Raw genomic sequence first — 22,139 nt, 5'->3', positions numbered from 1 at the left:
TATCGCTTAGCGGCGAACACCGGTAATGCGGCACCACTCTTCGCGCTCCGCGACCGGATCGATAATGAATTTATCTTCATACGCTTCTGCAACGCTTGGCGCCTGAGTCGCCAATACGCCAGACAGGCCCAAATGGCCGCCTGATTTTGGCAGATCGCTGATTAACGGCGCCAGTTCACGCAGCGGGCCTGCGAGGATATTAGCGACGACCACATCGGCACTCAGATCGGCTGGCTGATCTTTTGGCAGATAAAGCTCCAAACGTTCAGAAACGCCGTTACGCTGGGCGTTATCGCGGCTGGCTTGAATCGCCTGCGGATCGATGTCGATCCCAATGGCGCGTGCCGCACCCAATTTCAGCGCGGCGATAGCCAAAATACCTGAGCCACAGCCGAAGTCGATCACGGTTTTGCCTTCCAGATCCAAACCATCCAGCCATTGTAGGCAAAGAGCGGTGGTTGGATGTGTACCCGTACCGAACGCCAGACCCGGATCCAGCATTACGTTCACCGCGGTTGGATCGGGAACATCGCGCCAGCTTGGGCAGATCCACAGGCGACGACCAAACTGCATGGGATGGAAGTTATCCATCCACTCGCGTTCCCAGTCTTTGTCTTCGATCTGTTCGATTTTGTGGTGGAAGCCTTTACCTAGCGCGGGATCGTTTTCCAGAATCGCAACAATCTCTTTCATATCGGTTTCAGCATCATACAGGCCGATAACGTCGGTATCACCCCACAGCAGGGTTTCACCCGGCAGCGGCTCAAACACCGGATTGTCATGAGTATCTTGGAATGTAACGGATACTGCGCCGCTTTCCATTAGCGCATCACTTAGTGATTCAGCCTGATTGCCGGTCGTATTGATTTTGATTTGAATCCAAGGCATCTCGAAGTCTCTATTTTGAATTTAATTCAGTGACAGCGGACGTGGAAGTACCACGTTCGCCAAAAAAGTTTCCGATCCAGAATGCCGCCAAGCTGATTAACAGTGACGGAATGATCGGATGTAAGCCGAATATGTGCCAGTCGGCGGTGGCGAGAACGGTATAGCACGCGGCACCGGCAATCATAGAGCTAAGCGCACCGTGCGCATTTGCCCGTTCCCAGTACAGGCCCAGAACCAATGGCCATAGGAATACCGCTTCGAGACCACCAAATGCCAGCAGGTTCAGCCAGATGATCATCTCAGGTGGACGCCACGCGGCCAGCAGCAATAGCAGACCTAAAATCAGCGTAGACAGACTGGACATCCTTGCCAAACGCTTTTCATTTTTGAGCGCGTGAGGCTGCATTCCCAAGTACAGGTCTTTGACGATGGTCGCCGATGATTGTAACAGCTGAGCATTAATGGTGGACATGATCGCGGCCATCGGCGCAGCCAAGAAGATACCTGCGGCAAACGGCGGCAGGACCTTCACCATCAGCGTTGGAATAACCAGATCGGGCACTTTGAGATCGGGCAGAACCGCACGGCCAAGCGCACCGGCTAAGTGCATGCCAAACATCAGAATGGCAACCACGATGGTGCCAATAATAATGGCGCGGTGTACCGCTTTGCTGTCTTTATATGAAATACAGCGCACGGCGGTGTGTGGCAGGCCAATCACGCCAAAGCAAACTAATACCCAGAACGACGCCATAAACGGCGCACTCAGAATATCGTCGGCCCCTTCCGGTGAAACCAGTTTAGGGTCGATATTTTTCAGGGTATCTACGGCGGCGTGCAAACCCCCTGCGGCGTGAATAACACCGGCAAGCAGAATGATGGTGCCGAGCAGCATGACTAGGCCCTGCATGGCGTCGTTAAGCACGCTAGCACGGAAGCCGCCCACTGAAGTATAAAGCGCAATACTGACGCCAAAAATGAGCAGACCGGTGTCGTACGGAATACCCGCTGCGGTTTCCAGCAGGCGTGCACCACCAATGAATTGCACGGTCATGGCCCCGATGAACGCCACCAGCAGGCTAAGGCTCGCCACCCAAACTAATAAGCGGCTTTTATAGCGGGCATAAAGCATGTCATTGAGCGTAACGGCATCATATTTGCGTGCCAGGATAGCGAATTTTTTGCCGAGAATGCCAAGCGACAGCCAAACGGCAGGCAGCTGTATCATCGCCAACAGCACCCATCCTAGCCCATATTTATAGGCTGCACCGGGCCCACCGATAAACGAGCTGGCGCTGATATAGGTGGCGGTTAGCGTCATGGCGAGCACGAAGCCGCCCATTGAACGATCGCCAATGAAGTAATCGTTGAGGAAGTTGCCCTTTTGGCGACGACGATAGGCATATACCGATAAACCAAATACCAATAATAGGTAGCCTACCAGCGGTAAAATGACATCAGTCTGCATCATTGTTCCCTAAAGGTATGTCTTTAAAAATCAGGCGAACCATCGCCCAGCACAGCAAAATAAACACCAGCGGCAACAGTAAACAGGCCATTTCAAACCAGTGTGGTAATCCTGTTATGCCCTGTAAGTTGTTTGGGATATATGCGGCAGCGATCCATAGCACCATATAAGCAATGGTTAGCCACAAAGCCCAGCGTGCTTCACGGTTCGCCTGCGAAAAGCGTGCATCCATGGGGATCTCCCCTGTTTGAATAAAAGTCAGAAGGTACGGGATTTTACGGCAACCCCAATTTTTATGCAGCGTTATCGTTTCTCCGGACGATTCGGCAGCTAAAAAGCAAAAAGGCCGGTTACCCGGCCTTTTTAGGGAGCTAAAACTCACGTGCAGTTATTTTTCCTGCAAACCGAGTTTTTTCTCCAGATAATGAATGTTGGTACCGCCGTGTTGGAAGTTCTCGTCACTCATGATCTTTTGTTGCAGCTCAACGTTGGTTTTGATGCCGTCGATGATCAGTTCCGCTAACGCATTTTTCATACGAGCGATAGCCACGTCACGGTTTTCACCGTAGCAGATAAGCTTACCAATCATGGAATCATAGTACGGAGGTACAGTGTAGCCCGCGTAGATATGGGATTCCCAACGAACGCCAAAGCCACCCGGTGCGTGGAAGCGCGTAATTTTACCCGGGCTTGGCAGGAAGGTATCAGAGTCTTCGGCGTTGATACGGCATTCTACCGCATGACCGCGAACCTGAACTTCGTGCTGTTTGATAGACAGAGGCTGTCCTGCAGCGATGCGCAGCTGTTCTTTAATCAGATCGACGCCGGTGATCATTTCGGTCACTGGATGTTCAACCTGAATACGGGTGTTCATTTCGATGAAATAGAACTCGCCGTTTTCGAACAGGAACTCGAAAGTACCTGCGCCGCGGTAGTTGATATCTACACAAGCTTTAGAACAACGTTCGCCGATGTAGCGACGTAGTTCAGGCGTGATGCCTGGTGCTGGTGCTTCTTCGACCACTTTCTGGTGACGACGCTGCATCGAGCAGTCACGTTCAGCCAGATAGATCGCGTTGCCTTGACCGTCTGCCAGCACCTGAATTTCGATGTGGCGTGGGTTTTCCAGATACTTCTCCATGTAAACCATGTCGTTGTTGAAAGCCGCTTTGGCTTCCGCTTTCGTCATGATAATGGATTGTTCCAGATCTTTATCGCCGCGAACAACACGCATACCGCGTCCGCCGCCGCCGCCAGAGGCTTTGATGATCACTGGGTAACCGATGCGTTTGGCGATGGCTTTGTTCTTCACCATATCGTCGCCCAATGGGCCGTCAGAACCCGGTACGCACGGAACACCTGCTTTTTTCATCGCGCTAATCGCGGAAACTTTGTCACCCATCAGGCGGATAGTTTCAGCGCGTGGGCCGATAAAGATAAAGCCAGAACGCTCGATTTGCTCAGCAAAGTCGGCGTTTTCAGACAGGAAGCCATAACCCGGGTGAATCGCCACTGCGCCAGTAATTTCAGCAGCAGAGATAATTGCAGGGATATTTAAATAGCTTTTGACTGACTGTGCAGGGCCGATACAGACGGTTTCGTCTGCCAGCAGCACGTGTTTTAGATCGCGGTCAGCCGTGGAGTGAACTGCTACGGTTTTAATTCCCAGCTCTTTACAAGCGCGCAGGATACGCAGGGCAATTTCACCACGGTTGGCGATAACAATTTTATCTAGCATGACTCGCCTCGTTATTCGATGACGACCAGAGGCTCGTCAAATTCAACCGGTTGGCCGTTTTCCAGCAGGATGGCTTTCACCACACCGGATTTGTCGGCTTCAATCTGGTTCATCATTTTCATTGCTTCTACGATGCACAGTGGATCGCCAACATTTACTTTTTGGCCCACTTCAACAAACGCTTTCGCATCTGGGCTTGGAGTACGGTAGAAAGTACCGACCATCGGAGAACGTACAATGTGACCGCTAATCGCTGCCGGAGCTTCTGCTACAGGTGCTGCTGCAGGCGCTGCAGCTACTGGAGCTGCCGCTTGCGCAGGTGCTGCATAGTAAGGCTGCATCATAGGCATGCTGCCTGCTGCTGGGGCACGACTAATGCGTACTGATTCTTCACCTTCAGAGATTTCCAGCTCAGAAATGCCAGATTCTTCAACCAGTTCGATCAGTTTTTTGATTTTACGAATATCCATGTGTGATTCCGTACTCTTTGTTGTTACGTAGAATATAGATGCTCATCCGTCTGAATCTAAACCCTAGGTTCGGATCGACCGGGATGACATCCTTAGTTAAATTTTTTCAGGCGGTTAACTGCCGCCTGCAGGGCGAATTCGTATCCATCTGCACCCAAGCCGCAGATAACACCAATAGCGATATCGGACAGATAGGAGTGATGACGAAAAGGCTCGCGTGCGTGCACGTTTGACAGATGGATCTCGATAAACGGGATTTGAACTGCCAATAGTGCATCGCGGAGTGCTACGCTGGTATGCGTAAATGCCGCAGGGTTGATCAGAATGAAGTCCGTGTTGCCTCGGGCAGCATGAATGCGATCGATAAGCTCAAATTCAGCATTAGACTGCAAATGACTGAGTGAAACGTTCAGCGCATCGGCGGCCTGTTCTAAATGGCTGACAATTTCTGGCAACGTGGTGCTGCCGTATTTGTCTGGCTCACGTGTTCCTAACAAATTCAGGTTAGGACCGTTTAAAAGCAAAATGTTGAACTTATCTGCCATTGTGCTGCTATCTCCGGCAATCAGACGATCATCGTCAAAATAACCCTATGTCACCGACTTGTCACCTTTTCTGTGTCAATTTGTGGCACAGATCTGCGTATAAGGTCGGGCATTATAATGATTTCATGGCAATTAGCAGCTAAATACTGGTCGAATCAGCGAAGATATTCAACTACCAACTTCGCTAGATAGAAACACGTTGAATGAATTTGGATAGAAAAATACTAATAAGTTCCAACCGTTACCGCCACCATTGGCGAATTTTCTGATAACGGAATGCTAACAATATAATCGCTCCAATCGCATAAAAAATAGGCAATGGTGAGAGTGTTTTCACCGACCATAGGTAGTGAATCGGCGCTAGGATGGCCACAATATAGACAAAATTATGTAATTTCTGCCAGCCAGAACCCATTTTTCGCATTGCCCACTGGGTGGATGTCACCGCTAAAGCAAATAAAATCAGCCAACTGATGATGCCTAAGGTGAGATAAGGTCGCTTGATCAACTCACTGCCCAGCAGGGTGAAGTCTAACCCAAGTTCCAGAATTGTATAGCTGGCTAAGTGAATTGATGCCCAAACAAAACACCAAACTCCAAGCAAACGGCGGCAGCGAATCAACAACGGTTGTTTTCCGTAGCGCGCCAGCGGAGAAATAAGCAGGGTGGCCAGCAGCAGTTTCAGCGCCATTCTGCCGGTGAAATGCTGAATATCTTTAGCGGGGTCGGCACTCAGTAGCCCCTGTGTGGTCGCGAATATTAACCAGAGCAGCGGCAGGCTCGCCGCTAGCCAGATCAGCACTTTGACTATCTTTATCTGTTTGAGCGTGAGTCTTTTCATGTTTGGGCTTTTGACCTCGAACTATTGACCCCTAATGAATCATCTTGGGCACATTGGGTTAGAAAAATTTCCTGAGATCCATACCTTGATAGAGCGATGCGACCTGATCGGCATAGCCATTAAAAAGCAGCGTTGGCTGGCGTTTAACGTCCAAAATGCCGCCTGAGCCAATAAAACGTTCGCTGGCCTGTGACCAGCGCGGATGATCGACGTGTGGATTCACGTTGGCATAGAAGCCATATTCGTCCGGTGCGCTGGCATTCCAGGTTGTCGGCGGCTCATCGTGAGTTAAGCGGATACTGACAATCGACTTAATCCCTTTGAATCCATATTTCCACGGTACGGTAAGGCGCAGAGGGGCACCGTTTTGTGGCGGTAGCGCTTTACCGTAAACGCCCGTAGTGATCATGGTGAGTGGATGCATCGCTTCATCTAAACGCAGAGCTTCAATGTAGGGATATTTAAGCCCACCGCCGATAAAGCGATCTTTTTGCCCCGGCATGTTGTCAGGGTCATAAATGGTTTGAAACGCCACGTAGCGAGCTTTGCTGGTGGGTTCCGCCATTTTTAGCAATTTTCCCAGCTCAAACCCTACCCACGGCACCACCATCGACCAAGCCTCAACGCAGCGCATCCGATAAATTCGTTCTTCTAAGGCGAAGTGCTTATAAATGTCGTCCATATCGAGCGTGAGCGGCTTGGCGACTTCGCCGTCGATGCGAATTTTCCAGCCTTCGGTTTTTAATGTTCCGGCATTGGCGGCGGGATCGGCTTTATCTAGGCCGAACTCATAAAAATTGTTATAGCCAGTCACCTTGTCTTCCGGCGTGAGTGCGAGCTTTGCTTGGTACTCAGCCGGTTGGGTAAATTTCAACGCTTTGCCAGCCGGAGCCGCTGGGCGATCGTGGCCTTTAAACCACGAGAGAAGGTCGGCTTGAGCTGCATGAGGAAGTGCTAAAGATGCAGCGGTAATGCCTAATGCCTTGAGCACGCTGCGGCGTTGCTGAAACACGCTCTCCGGCGTGACATCTGATTCAGTGAATCTTGGAAATTTAGTCATGATCGATGCCTCTTGTTTTTCTTAATTATCGTCGCTGTTGAAAAACATGATGGCAGGAATTGCGCGTAATGGAGGAATATCACGAAATTGTTATAAATAGTGATTGTTCCCTCTCTTTGGCTGGAGAGGGAACTGTTTGGCGTTAGATAGAAAAAGAGGTGCTTAGCGAACTTTCACTAAGGTTCGGCCTGTTACTTTGTTATCAATTAATGCAGCGGCGGCTTCTGCGGCTTTTTCCAGTGCGACTTCCGTCGATGCGTGTTCATAGAAACTTTCTGGCAGTAAATCAGCCAAACGTTCCCATGCTTGGGTGCGGCGCTGGTGTGGCGTCATGACGGAATCAACACCTTGCAAACGTACATTACGCAAAATGAATGGCATCACGGTTGTGGGTAACTGATAACCACCGGCTAACCCACAGGCAGCAACCGTACTGTTGTAATCCATCTGAGCCAAGACTTTCGCCAGCACTTTGTCGCCAACGGTATCAATCGCACCAGCCCAAATTTGTTTCTCTAATGGTCGACTGTCGGCGGTGAACTCACTGCGCGGCAGAACACGCTCTGCGCCCAGCGATTTTAAATATTCTTCATTACTATCACGACCGCTCACGGCAACAACGTGATAGCCCAAGCGAGTCAGCAACGCAATGGCGGTACTGCCCACGCCACCGCTGGCGCCTGTAACCAGAATTTCACCGCTTTCCGGCGTCACACCCCCCTCTTCCAGAGCCATAACGCACAGCATGGCGGTAAAACCAGCGGTACCAATAATCATGGCCTTACGTGCATCCAATCCTTGAGGTAATGCAACGAGCCACTCACTGTTGACACGAGCCTGTTCAGATAAGCCGCCCCAATGATTTTCTCCCACGCCCCATCCTGTGAGGATCACGGATTGACCAATATGGAAACGCGGATCTTCGCTATGATGGACGGTACCCGCAAAATCAATGCCGGGAACCATCGGGAAATTACGGATAATTTTGCCTTTACCGGTGATCGCCAGCGCGTCTTTATAGTTAAGGCTGGACCACTGGACATCAACGAGAACATCTCCCGCGGGGAGATCGTCAGTTTTCAGAGTCTGAATATTGGCAACGGTTTTGCCATCAATTTGTTCAAGCACTAAAGCTTTCATTCGGGAGCCCTCGTTGAGGTCATTAAATTGCCGTAAGATCGAGAAAATACCGTGAGACGCCTCATTCATTGACAAAAGTCGTCTCAGATTAATTAGGAATTCGCTATGCTAATAGATTAATCAGTGTGTGAATAATTTCAAAAGTTGTCTTTGATATAGAGCAATGAAGCTCTTAGGATGTTGATGTGCGCAATGGAAAGGCGCTTGGGAGCCAAATTTACGGCTAAGTTACATTATATAGGTGGGTACTGACAGGGATGCGTATCACAACCAAGTTGTTTGCATTTATTACGGTCTTAGTGGCATTGGCGATGTTGCTTATGTTGCTGGGAAGTACATACAGTTTTTTCAATCAAAGCCATCATCGAGCTGAAAACCAGCTTAATGCACTCGCCACGACTATTGATCAGCTTTTGTTGACCGAGCAACGCAGCATTATCAAAAAATGGCTGCCGGTGGTGATGCGCTCATCTGGCGTGAATGAAATCATCATTCAGAATAATTCTCATCAGGTCTATCAGCTTAAATTACCGACCACCTACAACGCGTGGGATACTCTGATTAATCAGCGCTATGTTGAAGCGCCTTTAATGCACCATCCAGGTTATAGCCTAAAAATGGCGTATATCGATCCCACGGCTAGCTATACGCGTTCACTGGAAACCATGTTCCCGGTGACGGTTTCTATTGGTCTGATGGTTTTGGTGCTGCTATTTAGCTATCGCTGGCTACGTGAACAAACGCTGGGACTTGAAAAGCTAGAACGGCGAGCGCGTAAAATCTTGGGTGGTGAACGTGAAAATGCGGTGCGTGGCGACGTGCATGAGTTTCCGCCTAACGCCAGCAGCGCCATCGATCGTCTGCTTTCAGACCTTGCCGATGCTCGAGAAGAGCGTGGCCGTGTGGATACCTTGATCCGCGCCTTTGCGGCGCAGGACTCTCGTACCGGGCTCAATAACCGTCTCTTTTTTGATAATCAGCTAACGACGCAGCTGGAAGATGAAGGAGCACACGGGGTGGTGATGGTGATCCGCGTGCCGGATTGGGAATCGATGGCGGGTCTACAAGGTAAACGCGAGCGTGAAGAATACCGCTATTCGCTGGTGAATATGTTATCGACGTCGGTCATGCGTTATCCATCTGGGCTATTAGCCCGCTATTTCCAAAATAATTTTGCCGTTTTGCTTCCTCATCGATCGCTAAAAGAAGCCGAGGGATTTGCATCACAGCTAATTAGTTCGGTAAGTGCCATTCCTCCTGCCAATGGTATCGATAGTGAGGAAGTGCTGCATATCGGGATTAGCCTTTATCATTATGGGCAAAGCACCGAGCAGGTTATGGATCAGGCCGAGCAAGCTGCACGCAACGCAGTGCTGCAGGGCAGCAATGGCTGGTTTATTGATAGTAATCCCGTGCCGGAAGTGGTGCGAGGCAGCGTGAAGTGGCGGACGTTGTTAGAACAAACGCTTGCGCGAGGTGGCCCAACGTTATTGCAAAAAGAAGCGATCAGCGTGAGTGGAGAAGTGCATCATCACGATATTCTTCCTTATATTTACGACGGTAGCCAGGCACTACCCAGCGCTGAATATTATCCGCTTGTTCAACAGCTTGGCATGGCTGAAAGCTATGACCGGCAGATGCTGCTTCAGATTATTCCTTTATTGCGTCATTTTTCTGCTGAGAAACTGGCCTTTCCGGTTAGTATTGACTCATTATTACAGCGCAGTTTTCAACGTTGGCTGCGCGACACGCTGCTTCAGAGTGAAAAATCGCTTCGCCAGCGTATTTTCTTTGAACTGATTGAAGCAGATGTAAGCCAGCATATTGACCGTTTGCGTCCTGTCGTGCGCTTGCTGCAAGGTTTGGGTTGCCACATTGTTATTTCTCAAGCGGGACTCAAAGTGGTTAGCACTTCTTATATCAAGCAATTGCAGGTGACGTTGGTAAAACTTCATCCTGGCTTGGTTCGTAATATCCATAAGCGCGTAGAAAATCAGCTGTTTGTTCAGAGCTTGACGGGCGCGTGTGAAGGCACGTCGGCACAGGTTTTTGCCGCAGGAGTGCGAACTAAAGAAGAATGGCAGGTACTAAAAGACAAAGGGATCGCCGGTGGCCAAGGAGATTTTTTTGCAAAACCAAGGCCTGTTAGTCGTGTGTAAAAAAAATATTCACATCGGCAATAAATTGGCCTTTTTGTCGCGTGAAATTCACGTAGAATAGCGCGCGACCAAGTCATTCATAGTTGGTAGGTGCTAACGTTAGTGACCACCTGCCGATTGATACAAAAGACCGTCCGCAGTATTCGGTGCATTAATGCATCGAAACTGTTCAGCAATAGGTTGTCTATTGGTCAAATATTGTCTGTCGGTCAGATTCAAAGCTCATGTGTGCTGTGTTTTACCGTTCAACGAATTACCGGCGTGGTGTTTCTGTGGCCGCTGAAGGTGAGATTGTGCTGTTATTTCTCTGACCTGTAGGCCTAATTCATTGAATCTCAAACATGGTGTAAATTTTCACCGAAGTAGGACGTTTTTGCGCCTTGTCGCTGCTTCGCGTGGTTGGTAAAGTAGGCGGATTTTATTTTTCGCCCCCAGCTTTCAGGATTATCCTTCAGTTATGTTTAAGAAATTTCGTGGCATGTTTTCAAATGACTTGTCCATCGACTTGGGTACAGCCAATACCCTGATTTATGTGAAAGGACAAGGCATTGTATTGAACGAACCGTCCGTAGTGGCGATTCGTCAGGACCGCGCAGGCTCTCCAAAAAGCGTTGCTGCGGTAGGGCATGAAGCTAAGCAAATGCTGGGCCGTACGCCAGGTAATATTGCCGCGATTCGTCCAATGAAAGACGGTGTTATTGCCGATTTCTTCGTGACTGAAAAAATGCTTCAGCACTTTATCAAACAGGTGCATAGCAACAGCTTTATGCGTCCAAGTCCGCGTGTCTTGGTGTGTGTGCCGGTTGGCGCCACGCAGGTTGAACGTCGTGCAATCCGTGAATCTGCGCAGGGCGCAGGTGCTCGTGAGGTCTTCTTGATTGAAGAACCCATGGCGGCGGCAATTGGCGCAGGCTTGCCAGTTTCTGAAGCTACCGGCTCAATGGTGGTGGATATCGGTGGTGGTACCACTGAAGTGGCCGTTATCTCCCTTAATGGCGTGGTTTACTCTTCTTCTGTACGTATCGGTGGTGACCGCTTCGATGAAGCTATCATTAATTATGTGCGTCGTAACTATGGCTCACTGATTGGTGAAGCAACCGCCGAACGCATCAAACACGGCATCGGTTCTGCTTACCCAGGTGATGAAGTTCACGAAATCGAAGTTCGTGGTCGTAACCTGGCTGAAGGTGTTCCTCGTGGCTTCACGCTGAATTCCAACGAAATCCTGGAAGCTCTGCAAGAGCCTCTGACCGGCATCGTAAGCGCGGTGATGGTTGCTCTGGAACAGTGTCCACCAGAATTGGCTTCTGATATTTCCGAACGCGGTATGGTTCTGACCGGCGGTGGCGCACTGCTGCGTAACTTAGACCGTCTGCTGATGGAAGAAACCGGTATTCCAGTTGTTGTTGCCGAAGACCCGCTGACCTGTGTGGCGCGTGGTGGTGGTAAAGCGTTGGAAATGATCGATATGCATGGCGGTGATTTGTTCAGCGAAGAATAATCGGCCTGTAGGTAGGAGCTTGGCTCCTGCTTGCCGGTGATGCCACGTGTTTGCCACCGGATTGGGAATTCCCAAGCCGGTGGTTGTGCATCGTGGAATCGCTAAAACCGCTCGGGAAACGCTTGCCTGTTTCCCTGCTGTCGAGGATAACGCAATTTTATGAAGCCCATATTTAGCAGAGGCCCTTCTCTGCAACTCCGACTTTTTCTGGCGGTGGTTGTTGCTATTGGATTAGTAATTGCAGATAGCCGTTTTGGCACTTTTCTGCAGATTCGTAGCTACCTTGATACCGCCGTTAGTCCTTTTTATTATCTGTCAAATGGACCTCGTCAGATCCTGGACAACGTTTCAAGCACGTTGGCCACCCGCGAACAATTGGAACTGGAAAACAGGGCATTACGCCAAGAACTCCTATTAAAAAATAGCGATACCCTGTTACTCGGTCAGTTCAAACAAGAAAATGCCCGTCTGCGTGAGCTGTTGGGATCGCCGCTGCGTCAGGATGAGCACAAAATGGTGACGCAGGTCATTTCCACATTGCCCGATCCGTATAGCGATCAGGTGGTGATAGATAAAGGCAGCAACAGCGGCGTTTATTTTGGTCAGCCTATCATCAGTGATAAAGGCGTAGTCGGTCAGGTTGTTGCCGTCGGCAAACTGTCTAGCCGGGTATTGCTAATCTGTAATGCTTCACATGCTTTGCCTATTCAGGTGTTACGCAATGATATTCGCGTGTTAGCTGCGGGTAACGGTTGTACTGACGATCTCCAGCTTGAGCATCTTCCTGCCAATACTGACATTCGCGTCGGTGATGTCTTAGTGACATCCGGTTTGGGTGGACGCTTCCCCGAAGGCTACCCGGTTGCCGTTGTTTCCTCGGTTAAAGTGGATAACCAACGTGCTTATACCGTGATCAAGGCGCGTCCAACCGCGGGGCTCCAGCGTTTGCGCTATCTGCTGCTGCTGTGGGGCGCCGATCGCAATGGCACTATGCCGCTGCCGCCAGATGAAGTGCATCGCGTTGCCAATGAACGTTTAATGCAGATGATGCCGCAGGTATTACCGACGCCGTCAGAAATGGGGCCTCAACAACCCGCGCCAGCCGCAGGTATCACGCCGCCGGGCACGACTCCCGTAGCGCCAGCAGCCTCTGCCAATAACGCTACCCGCTCAGCCACTCCTGCGGTTTCGCCTTCAGCAACAACGCTTCCTGCTCGCACGCAAGGAGGTCGTTAATGTCTGGATATCGTAGCCAAGGACGGTGGGTTATTTGGTTATTCTTTCTGCTGGCATTCGTATTGCAGATAATGCCGTGGCCGGACGAACTGATGATGTTCCGGCCTAATTGGTTAGCCTTGTTCCTGATTTACTGGGTGATGGCGTTGCCACACCGGGTTAACGTTGGCACTGGTTTTGTGCTGGGCCTGATCTGGGATCTCATTTTAGGCTCCACGCTTGGCGTTCGAGCGTTAGCGTTCAGCCTGTTAGCGTATTTAGTTGCATTCAAGTTCCAACTATTCCGCAATATGGCACTCTGGCAGCAGGCCCTGATGGTGGTACTACTCACGGCAGCCATGGACGTTGTTGTTTTCTGGGGCGAATTTGTTGTGGCAAATGCCTCTTTCCGTCCAGAGGTGTTCTGGAGTAGTGTGGTTAACGGCGTGCTGTGGCCGTGGCTGTTCTTGCTGATGCGCAAAGTTCGTCGTCGTTTTGCGGTGCAATAATTTACCTTAGGGTAAAGCTCATTTATTTATAACGAGATACAACGAGAATTATCAATGGACTCTATCTATCTGGGATCTGGATCGCCGCGCCGTCGTGAATTATTAGCGTTAATGGATATTCCCTTCGAGCGCCTGATTATCGATGTGGAAGAACAGCGCCAGCCAGAAGAAGCGCCATTGGAATACGTTTGCCGTTTGGCACAGGATAAAGCGCGTGCTGGCGTTGCCGCCGCGCCAGAAGATAAGCCGGTGCTGGGTGCCGACACTATCGTTGTGTTAGAGGGTGCCGTACTAGAAAAACCTAAAAATGAGGCTCATGCGGCACAAATGCTGCGCCAGCTATCAGGGCAAACTCATCAGGTGATTACCGCGGTTTCATTGGCGGATAAGCAGCATCAGTTATATTGTCATGTGGTAACAGACGTGACATTTCGATCTCTCAGCGAACAAGATATTCACGACTATATCGCCAGCGGCGAACCCATGGATAAAGCGGGTGCATACGGGATACAAGGAAAAGGTGGCTGCTTCGTAAGATCTATTACCGGTAGTTATCATGCCGTAATGGGACTACCGTTAGTAGAAACACAAGAGCTACTTAAACAGTTTATGGCGTTACGGGACGTGAGGAGAGACCATGACAGCTGAATTGCTAGTTAACGTTACACCTTCAGAAACACGGGTCGCCTATATTGACGGTGGGATCCTGCAAGAAATCCATATTGAGCGCGAATCTAAGCGTGGCATCGTGGGTAATATTTACAAAGGGCGCGTCAGCCGTGTACTTCCCGGCATGCAGGCGGCTTTTGTCGACATTGGATTAGATAAAGCGGCATTTCTACATGCCTCGGACATCATGCCGCACACCGAATGCGTGGCGGGTGATGAGCAAAAAAACTTCCACGTACGTGATATTGCTGAACTGGTTCGTCAGGGACAAGACCTGATGGTTCAAGTTGTCAAAGATCCCCTCGGTACGAAAGGCGCACGCCTGACCACGGATATTACGCTGCCTTCTCGTTATCTGGTCTTTATGCCAGGTGCGAGCCACGTTGGCGTCTCTCAGCGTATTGAAGGTGAAGCAGAACGTAATCGTTTGAAGTCCATCGTTTCTGAATACTGTGATGAGCAGGGCGGTTTTATTATCCGCACGGCGGCGGAAGGTATTGATGACGAAGAATTGGCACAAGATGCCGCATTTTTAAAACGTTTGTGGACCAAAGTGATGGAACGCAAACGTCGTAATAAAACCAAATGTAAGCTGTATGGCGAATTGGCCTTAGCGCATCGCGTATTGCGTGATTTTGCTGGTGCCGCGTTAGATCGCATCCGTGTTGATTCACGCCTGAATTTTGATTCATTGACCGAATTTACCCGTGAGTACATTCCGGAGATGACGTCTAAGCTCGAGTTGTATACGGGCAAGCAGCCTATTTTCGATCTCTATGACGTTGAGAACGAGATCCAGCGCTCGCTCGATCGCCGCGTTGAGCTAAAATCGGGTGGCTATTTGATCATCGATCAAACTGAAGCCATGACGACGGTGGATATAAATACCGGTGCGTTTGTGGGGCATCGCAATCTGGATGAAACCATTTTCAACACCAACGTTGAGGCGACTCAGGCGATTGCTCGTCAGCTGCGGTTGCGCAATTTAGGTGGCATTATCATCATTGATTTCATTGATATGAGCAGTGAAGATCACCGCCGTCGCGTGTTGCATTCGTTAGAGCAGGCGCTGAGCAAAGATCGCGCGAAAACCAGCATAAACGGTTTTTCCCAGCTAGGATTAGTGGAAATGACGCGCAAAAGAACGCGCGAAAGCATAGAGCATGTACTGTGCAGCGACTGTCCAACCTGTCGCGGGCGTGGAACGGTGAAAACCGTCGAAACCGTATGCTACGAGATTTTGCGTGAGATCGTGCGTGTGCATCATGCTTACGATAGCGACCGATTCTTGGTTTATGCGTCACCTGCCGTTGGCGAAGCGCTGAAAAGCGAAGAATCTCATTCTTTGGCTGAGGTGGAGATTTTTGTGGGTAAACAGGTCAAAGTACAAATTGAGCCGCTTTACAACCAAGAGCAATTCGACGTGGTTATGATGTGATTTGAACGCTCAGCTTACGATTATGATTTCAAGGAGAAGAGCGTGAGGCGACTGTCTGGATACTTACTAGCGACACTGGTGGCATTGATTGTTCTGGTGGCGCTGATAGTGAGTGGCCTGCGCTTGGCTCTGCCTCATCTTGAAACATTTCGCCCGCAGATTGTTGAAAAGGTTGAACAGTATACTGGTGTACCGGTAAAAATCGGCGCGCTGGATGCAAACTGGCAGTCCTTTGGCCCTACGCTGGAAGCGCGTAATATTTCCGTGGTGCAGCCAAAAGGCAATATCAGCATTCAGCGCGTGACCGTTGCGCTGGATGTTTGGCAATCTCTATTACATTGGCGTTGGCAGTTTCGCGATCTCACTTTTTACCACTTACAGGCCGATAGCAATGAGCCTTTAAGCGGTTCTTCGTCCGATTCAAAGGGCATCGAAAGTGATGGTATTACGGATATCTTCCTTTACCAGTTTGACCACTTTATCCTGCGTGACAGCAAGATCACCTTTCCAAGCCCGTCGGGCCCGCGCATCCAGCTTGAAATCCCTAATCTGACATGGTTAAACACCGCGACGCGCCACCGCGCTGAAGGCCAGGTCATGTTCTCCACGCCGGAAGGTCAGCACGGCAATATGCAGGTCAGAATGGATCTGCACGACAAAAACGGCTTGCTCAGCGATGGCACCGTTTATTTGCAGGCCGATGAGATAGAGATGAAGCCGTGGCTGAGCCGCTGGGTAAACCGCAATACCGGTTTGCATAGCGCGCGATTCAGCTTAGCGTCTTGGCTAACCGTGACCGATGGCGAAATCCAAGGCGGGCATCTGCTGTTAAAACAGGGTGAGGCCAACTGGAGCACGGCAGATAAGCAACATGAACTGACGGTGGATAATCTTACGCTACAGGTTGGGCGTATTGCCGGCGGTTGGACGTTTGATATCCCGCAGCTTAATTTGAGCACCGATGGCGTTGCATGGCCGAAAGGCTCGTTGAGCGCCATGTACCGCCCTGAAAATACCCATTTTATCGGCCCCGACCAGCCTGAAGAACTGCGCCTGCGCGCGACAGATTTACAGTTAGAACGCATTGGACCTATTTTGCCTACTCTGGCGTTTCTTACGCCTGATGCCTTAGGGCGCTGGGACGATATTCGCCCTAAGGGCCATATCGAGTACGCGGGTGTTGATATCCCGTTGCAACAGCCTGAGCGAGCACGGTTTATCGGGGCATGGCAAGACGTCAGCTGGCAGCCGTGGAAATTGCTGCCTGGCGTCAATCATTTCAAGGGCAGTGTATCAGGCAGTGCGATGAATGCGGGCCTGCAATTCACGTTGAAAGACAGCTTGCTGCCATATGGTGATATGTTCCGAGCGCCGCTCGAAGTGAGTCACGCCAGCGGCTTCGCCACGTTTATTAACAATGACAAAGGCTGGTCGCTGTCGGGTGACAATCTTGACGTACAGGCGAAGTCTTTGTGGGCGACCGGTGATTTTAATTACCAGCACCCTAAAGAAGGTCAGCCGTGGCTGAGCATCTTATCGGGGATCCGCCTGTATGACGCGGCACAGGCGTGGCGCTATTTCCCTGAACCTTTGATGGGCACGCATTTGGTTGACTATCTCACCGGTGCATTGGAAGGCGGCAAGGTGGACAATGCCACGCTGATCTACGCTGGAAATCCGCATTATTTCCCTTATCAGCATAATGAAGGGCAGTTCCAAGTCTTTGTTCCCCTTCGTGATGCGACTTTCCGCTTCCAGCCAAACTGGGAGCCGCTGAGTAATCTCGCTATCGATTTGAATTTTCTCAACGATGGCCTGTGGATGAATGCGCCGCACACTAAGTTAGGTGCCGTTGATGGAACGGATATCACCGCCGTAATTCCTGTTTACCAGAAAGAAAAGCTGCTCGTTGACGCGAAGGTGGCAGGTTCTGGCAAGGCCGTTCATGAATACTTTAAAACATCGCCATTAGCTGATTCTGTGGGCGCAGCCTTGGACGAATTAGAAGTGGGTGGCGATGTAAGTGGGCGCTTACATCTTGATATCCCGTTGGATGGTAAAGAAACCCGAGCCACCGGTGACGTTGCTTTTAAGAATAATTCCTTGCTGATCAAACCGCTGGATAGCACCTTTACCCAGCTCAATGGCTCGCTGCATTTCGATAATGGCAACTTAACCAGTAGCCCGATGAATGCCGCTTGGTTTGGTCAACCGGTAAACTTTACCTTCTCAACGGCGGAAGGCGTGCAGGACTTTGGCGTAGATGTTGCGCTGAACGCTGATTGGCAGCCTGCGAAGCTGCCGTGGATGCCGTCGGCGTTAGCGAAAGACGTTGCCGGTTCAGCGCCTTGGAATACAAAAGTGGCGATTAAGTTGCCGCATAAAGGCCATCCATCGTATGACATTCAAGTTAATGCCGATCTAAAAAATGTAAGCAGTCACTTACCGTCACCGCTAGATAAACCAAATGGTCAGACATTGCCGTTGGTGATTAATGCCAAAGGCGATTTAAATGGTTTCATGCTGACCGGGAATTTGGGGCCGAAAAACCACTTTAATAGCCAATTCATCCTGCAGAAACACGGTGTGAAGCTGGCACGCGCGGCATGGAGCGACGACAGTCGTAAAATACCTGCGTTGCCTGAAAGCGAATCACTAACGCTGAATCTGCCGGCTCTTGATGGCGAAGAGTGGCTCGCGGCGCTGGCTCCTGCACTGGGTGAGAAGGCAGGAACCGCAGCTTCAAACTTCAGCTATCCGCAGCAGGTTAACCTCACCACGCCACAATTAATTTTAGCGGGGCAAGCGTGGCATCAGTTGACCGTTTCGGCTTCAAAGCTGGCTAATGGCACGCATATCAGTGCGAAAGGGCGTGAAATTAACGGTGAAGCTGATTTAGATAATAACAACGTGTTACGTGCCAACGTGGCCTATCTATATTACAACCCACAATGGGACACTGGCTCTCCAGCTAGCAGCGATGCGCCAGCAACGCCGCCGGCCGTTGAACGAGTCTCTTTTAGTCAGTGGCCAAGCATGATTCTGCGTTGCCAAGACTGCTGGATGATGGGACAGCGCCTACGTCAGGTTAATGCGGATTTAACGCCGAACGGCGATCAGCTGATGTTGAAAAATGGTTTAGTTGATACTGGAAATACCAAAGTTACGCTCAGCGGAATGTGGAACCAAAGCAACAGCAAGGATCATACTTGGCTGAAAGTGCGGGTTAAAGGTGCCAACATTACCACCAGCAGTGACTATTTTGGCTTTAGCTCGCCGCTGAAAAACTCGCCGTTTGATGTTCATCTTGATTTGAACTGGATAGGTGAACCGTGGCGGCCACAGGTGAACTCGCTTAATGGCACGCTAAGCAGTAAGCTGGGGAAAGGTGAAATTGATAATGCGGGCGGTGGTCGTGCTGGACAGCTGCTGCGGTTGGTGAGTTTCGACGCCTTGCTGCGTAAACTAAAGCTCGATTTTAGCGATACTTTCGGTCAAGGGTTCTACTATGACAGTATTCGCGGCAATGGTAAGTTTAAGGATGGTATTCTATCCACCAATGATTTACTGGTAGACGGCTTAGCCGCTGATATTGCGATGGACGGCACCGTGAATTTTGTGACTCGCCGAATCGACATGCAGGCGGTTATTGCGCCAGAGATTTCTGCCACCGTCGGCGTTGCAACGGCATTTGCCATTAACCCTGTCGTTGGGGCCGCCGTGTTTGCTGCATCAAGAGTATTGGCGCCGTTGTGGAATAAAATATCGCTGATACGCTACAACATTACAGGCAGTTTGGATCACCCAACCATTAACGAAGTTTTACGCCAGCCAAAGGAGAAATAGCACGATGAGGAATGCAAATATTGCTTTATTGCAACTGTGCAGCGGAGATAACACCCGTTCGAATCTGGCGCAAATAGAACAGCAAATCAAACAGCTGAACCACAACATCAAACTGGTGATGACGCCAGAAAATGCACTGTTGTTTGCTGATTCGAAAGCCTATCACGCGCAGGCCGAGCAAGAAGGCAAAGGCCCGTTGCAGGACGCTATCCGCGATATGGCGCGCCGCTACGGCGTGTGGATCCTGATTGGCTCAATGCCATTGATTAGCCGTGAAGACAGCAAGCAAATTACCGCCAGCAGCCTGTTATTTGACGATCAAGGCGAGCTGAAAGCGCGTTACGATAAGCTGCATATGTTTGACGTGGATATTAAAGATACGCACGGACACTACCGTGAATCGGATACCTATCAGCACGGTGAGCACCTGACCGTGGTCGATACCCCAGTGGGAAAATTGGGTATGACTATCTGCTACGATCTGCGTTTCCCTGGTTTATTCCAAGCGCTGCGCGATAAAGGTGCCGAAATTATTTCCGTTCCTGCGGCGTTTACCCGCGTAACTGGGGAATCCCATTGGGAAATTTTGCTGCGTGCTCGCGCGATTGAAACCCAATGCTATATTTTGGCTCCGGCACAGGTTGGCCGTCATGGCGCAACGCGCCGCACGTGGGGACATACCATGGCGGTAGATGGTTGGGGCAATATTATTGAACAGAATGCCGATTTGGTGATGCCGATTAAAGTTAAAGTGAATACTAACTCACTTGAGAATATCCGCACCCAGATGCCGGTCGCGCAACACAACAGATTCCAGCCGACGCTGGTTAATCCTTTGGATCAAGAAGAGTAAAACGCTATGAGTCTGACGTTCGTTAGTGAGCAGCTATTGGCTGCTAACAACCTGAGTCATCAAGATCTGTTTTCAGTATTGGGTACACTGGCTGAACGTCAGCTTGACTACGCCGATCTCTATTTTCAGTCCAGCTACCATGAATCATGGGTGATTGAAGACCGTATCATTAAAGACGGTTCTTACAATATCGATCAAGGCGTTGGCGTACGCGCTATTAGCGGTGAGAAGACCGGTTTTGCCTATGCCGATCAGATTACCTTAAATGCGCTGAATCAAAGCGCACAGGCGGCCCGTAGCATCGTACGTGAACAGGGCAATGGCAAAGTTCATACCTTGGGCAATGTGCCTTATAGCTTGCTGTACCCCGCCATTGATCCGCTGCAAAGCCTGCCGCGTGAAGAGAAAATTGCTCTGCTGCATCGCGTTGATAACGCTGCGCGTGCGGAAGATCCCCGAGTGCAGGAAGTTTCTGCCAGCATTACTGGTGTGTATGAGTTAATTCTGGTCGCAGCAACCGATGGCACCTTGGCAGCAGATGTTCGCCCACTGGTTCGTCTTTCTGTCAGCGTGCTGGTAGAAGAGGATGGTCGCCGTGAACGTGGTTCGAGCGGCGGCGGTGGTCGTTCTGGTTACGAATACTTCCTCGAGCTCGTCGATGGCGATGTGCGTGCTGATGCTTTTGCCAAAGAAGCGGTACGCATGGCGCTGGTAAATCTGTCTGCAGTGGCGGCTCCAGCCGGTTCAATGCCGGTCGTGCTTGGCGCAGGCTGGCCGGGCGTGCTGTTGCATGAAGCGGTTGGTCATGGCTTAGAAGGTGATTTTAATCGTCGTGGTACGTCGGTGTTCAGTGGACAGATGGGGCAGTTGGTGGCTTCTGAACTGTGTACCGTTGTTGATGATGGCACAATCAGCGGGCGTCGTGGCTCTCTGGCAATCGACGATGAAGGCGTTCCAGGTCAATACAACGTACTGATCGAAAAAGGCATTCTGAAAGGCTTTATGCAGGATAAAATGAATGCGCGCCTGATGGGGCTTGCGCCAACCGGTAACGGTCGCCGTGAATCCTATGCGCATCTGCCAATGCCACGTATGACTAACACCTATATGCTGGCAGGCAAATCTTCGCCGCAGGATATTATCGCCAGCGTGGAATATGGCCTGTATGCGCCGAATTTTGCTGGTGGTCAGGTCGATATTACGTCGGGTAAATTTGTCTTCTCTACGTCAGAAGCTTATTTGATTGAGAATGGCAAAATTACCAAACCGGTGAAAGGCGCAACGCTGATTGGTTCTGGCATTGAAGCTATGCAGCAAATTTCTATGGTTGGTAACGATCTGGCGCTGGATAAAGGCGTTGGCGTATGCGGCAAAGAAGGGCAGAGCGTGCCGGTTGGCGTTGGTCAGCCAACGTTGAAGCTGGATTCAATGACGGTAGGGGGAACGGCGTAAGCTGTCGCCTTACATTTCGGTATTTCTATACTTGAACGGTGAAGGGTTTCGTCCGCCAGTCAGTTTCTGGTTTTTCTATGCTGTTACTGGCGTAGGCGTCCGACGAAAGGTTGCTAGCGCGCAACCTCTCGACTCTCGCGCTTTTTACCGAGTTATTTGACCGACCGGTCTCGGAGCGCACATCCTGTGCGCCCTCAACCTGTCACCAGCATCCCTGCTGGTGACTCTAAAATGCATGCCATTCAATAAAACAAAAGCGCTGTCCGTATTTGTCTTTTCATTGTTTAGGTTTTGGTTGGACGAGCCAGCATGACATGGATGTCATGCTGGAGTTTGGGGCGCCCAGG

General features: G+C 50.4%; 18 protein-coding genes. 9 read left to right on the top strand and 9 right to left on the bottom strand.

Annotated features, from left to right (window positions below):
• Nucleotides 1-6: 6 nt before the first annotated feature.
• The 9 genes from prmA to acuI all read right to left on the bottom strand — a co-directional run bounded on the left by prmA (nucleotide 7) and on the right by acuI (nucleotide 8,150).
• Complete coding sequence (gene prmA, locus BN1044_RS20290; protein ID WP_025798460.1) at nucleotides 7-888, bottom strand: 50S ribosomal protein L11 methyltransferase; 882 nt, start codon at nucleotides 886-888, stop codon at nucleotides 7-9.
• Nucleotides 889-898: 10 nt separating this feature from the next.
• Nucleotides 899-2,356: a sodium/pantothenate symporter gene (gene panF / locus BN1044_RS20285; protein WP_072310191.1), complete on the bottom strand. Its 1,458-nt coding sequence runs from the start codon at nucleotides 2,354-2,356 to the stop codon at nucleotides 899-901.
• Nucleotides 2,346-2,588, bottom strand: coding sequence for a YhdT family protein (locus tag BN1044_RS20280; RefSeq protein WP_040045621.1), 243 nt, complete (start codon nucleotides 2,586-2,588; stop codon nucleotides 2,346-2,348). The genes panF and BN1044_RS20280 overlap by 11 nt, the downstream gene beginning before the upstream one ends.
• Before the next feature lie 156 nt (nucleotides 2,589-2,744).
• On the bottom strand, nucleotides 2,745-4,094 hold the full coding sequence (gene accC, locus BN1044_RS20275; protein WP_072310190.1) for an acetyl-CoA carboxylase biotin carboxylase subunit: 1,350 nt from the start codon (nucleotides 4,092-4,094) through the stop codon (nucleotides 2,745-2,747).
• A gap of 11 nt (nucleotides 4,095-4,105) precedes the next feature.
• Nucleotides 4,106-4,564, bottom strand: coding sequence for an acetyl-CoA carboxylase biotin carboxyl carrier protein (accB, locus tag BN1044_RS20270; protein ID WP_072310189.1), 459 nt, complete (start codon nucleotides 4,562-4,564; stop codon nucleotides 4,106-4,108).
• A gap of 92 nt (nucleotides 4,565-4,656) precedes the next feature.
• On the bottom strand, nucleotides 4,657-5,109 hold the full coding sequence (gene aroQ / locus BN1044_RS20265; protein WP_072310188.1) for a type II 3-dehydroquinate dehydratase: 453 nt from the start codon (nucleotides 5,107-5,109) through the stop codon (nucleotides 4,657-4,659).
• A 241-nt stretch (nucleotides 5,110-5,350) separates the two neighbouring features.
• Nucleotides 5,351-5,950 (bottom strand): protein-methionine-sulfoxide reductase heme-binding subunit MsrQ, encoded by a 600-nt coding sequence (gene msrQ / locus BN1044_RS20260; RefSeq protein WP_072310187.1) that lies wholly within the window; start codon nucleotides 5,948-5,950, stop codon nucleotides 5,351-5,353.
• 58 nt (nucleotides 5,951-6,008) lie between these two features.
• Nucleotides 6,009-7,010, bottom strand: coding sequence for a protein-methionine-sulfoxide reductase catalytic subunit MsrP (gene msrP / locus BN1044_RS20255; protein WP_072310186.1), 1,002 nt, complete (start codon nucleotides 7,008-7,010; stop codon nucleotides 6,009-6,011).
• A gap of 162 nt (nucleotides 7,011-7,172) precedes the next feature.
• Nucleotides 7,173-8,150, bottom strand: coding sequence for an acrylyl-CoA reductase (NADPH) (gene acuI, locus BN1044_RS20250; protein WP_072310185.1), 978 nt, complete (start codon nucleotides 8,148-8,150; stop codon nucleotides 7,173-7,175).
• A gap of 257 nt (nucleotides 8,151-8,407) precedes the next feature.
• On the opposite strand from acuI, the gene csrD reads away from it, so the two are divergent.
• From csrD to tldD, 9 genes are all read left to right on the top strand, one after another.
• On the top strand, nucleotides 8,408-10,309 hold the full coding sequence (gene csrD / locus BN1044_RS20245) for an RNase E specificity factor CsrD (RefSeq protein ID WP_072310184.1): 1,902 nt from the start codon (nucleotides 8,408-8,410) through the stop codon (nucleotides 10,307-10,309).
• Nucleotides 10,310-10,766: 457 nt separating this feature from the next.
• Nucleotides 10,767-11,810 carry a rod shape-determining protein MreB gene (gene mreB, locus BN1044_RS20240; protein ID WP_012147106.1) on the top strand — a complete coding sequence of 348 codons (1,044 nt, stop codon included), beginning with the start codon at nucleotides 10,767-10,769 and terminating at the stop codon, nucleotides 11,808-11,810.
• A 159-nt stretch (nucleotides 11,811-11,969) separates the two neighbouring features.
• Complete coding sequence (mreC, locus tag BN1044_RS20235) at nucleotides 11,970-13,046, top strand: rod shape-determining protein MreC (protein WP_072310183.1); 1,077 nt, start codon at nucleotides 11,970-11,972, stop codon at nucleotides 13,044-13,046.
• Nucleotides 13,046-13,534, top strand: coding sequence for a rod shape-determining protein MreD (gene mreD, locus BN1044_RS20230; RefSeq protein WP_072310182.1), 489 nt, complete (start codon nucleotides 13,046-13,048; stop codon nucleotides 13,532-13,534). The genes mreC and mreD overlap by 1 nt, the downstream gene beginning before the upstream one ends.
• Before the next feature lie 54 nt (nucleotides 13,535-13,588).
• The gene (locus BN1044_RS20225; RefSeq protein WP_072310181.1) at nucleotides 13,589-14,182 is read left to right on the top strand and encodes a Maf family protein; all 594 of its coding nucleotides are present in this window, start codon (nucleotides 13,589-13,591) and stop codon (nucleotides 14,180-14,182) included.
• The gene (gene rng, locus BN1044_RS20220) at nucleotides 14,172-15,641 is read left to right on the top strand and encodes a ribonuclease G (protein WP_040045631.1); all 1,470 of its coding nucleotides are present in this window, start codon (nucleotides 14,172-14,174) and stop codon (nucleotides 15,639-15,641) included. Before BN1044_RS20225 ends, rng begins: the two co-directional genes overlap by 11 nt.
• Nucleotides 15,642-15,683: 42 nt before the next feature.
• On the top strand, nucleotides 15,684-19,487 hold the full coding sequence (gene yhdP, locus BN1044_RS20215) for an AsmA2 domain-containing protein YhdP (protein ID WP_072310180.1): 3,804 nt from the start codon (nucleotides 15,684-15,686) through the stop codon (nucleotides 19,485-19,487).
• A 4-nt stretch (nucleotides 19,488-19,491) separates the two neighbouring features.
• Nucleotides 19,492-20,340 (top strand): deaminated glutathione amidase, encoded by an 849-nt coding sequence (gene nit1, locus BN1044_RS20210; protein WP_072310179.1) that lies wholly within the window; start codon nucleotides 19,492-19,494, stop codon nucleotides 20,338-20,340.
• A gap of 6 nt (nucleotides 20,341-20,346) precedes the next feature.
• Nucleotides 20,347-21,792 (top strand): metalloprotease TldD, encoded by a 1,446-nt coding sequence (gene tldD, locus BN1044_RS20205; protein ID WP_072310178.1) that lies wholly within the window; start codon nucleotides 20,347-20,349, stop codon nucleotides 21,790-21,792.
• Nucleotides 21,793-22,139 lie beyond the last annotated feature (347 nt).

It is taken from the genome of Hafnia alvei (assembly GCF_900095695.1).
GTDB lineage: Bacteria > Pseudomonadota > Gammaproteobacteria > Enterobacterales > Enterobacteriaceae > Hafnia > Hafnia alvei_B.
The sequence above is the reverse complement of the archived record's forward strand: the minus strand, read 5'-3'. Positions and strand labels throughout refer to the sequence as shown.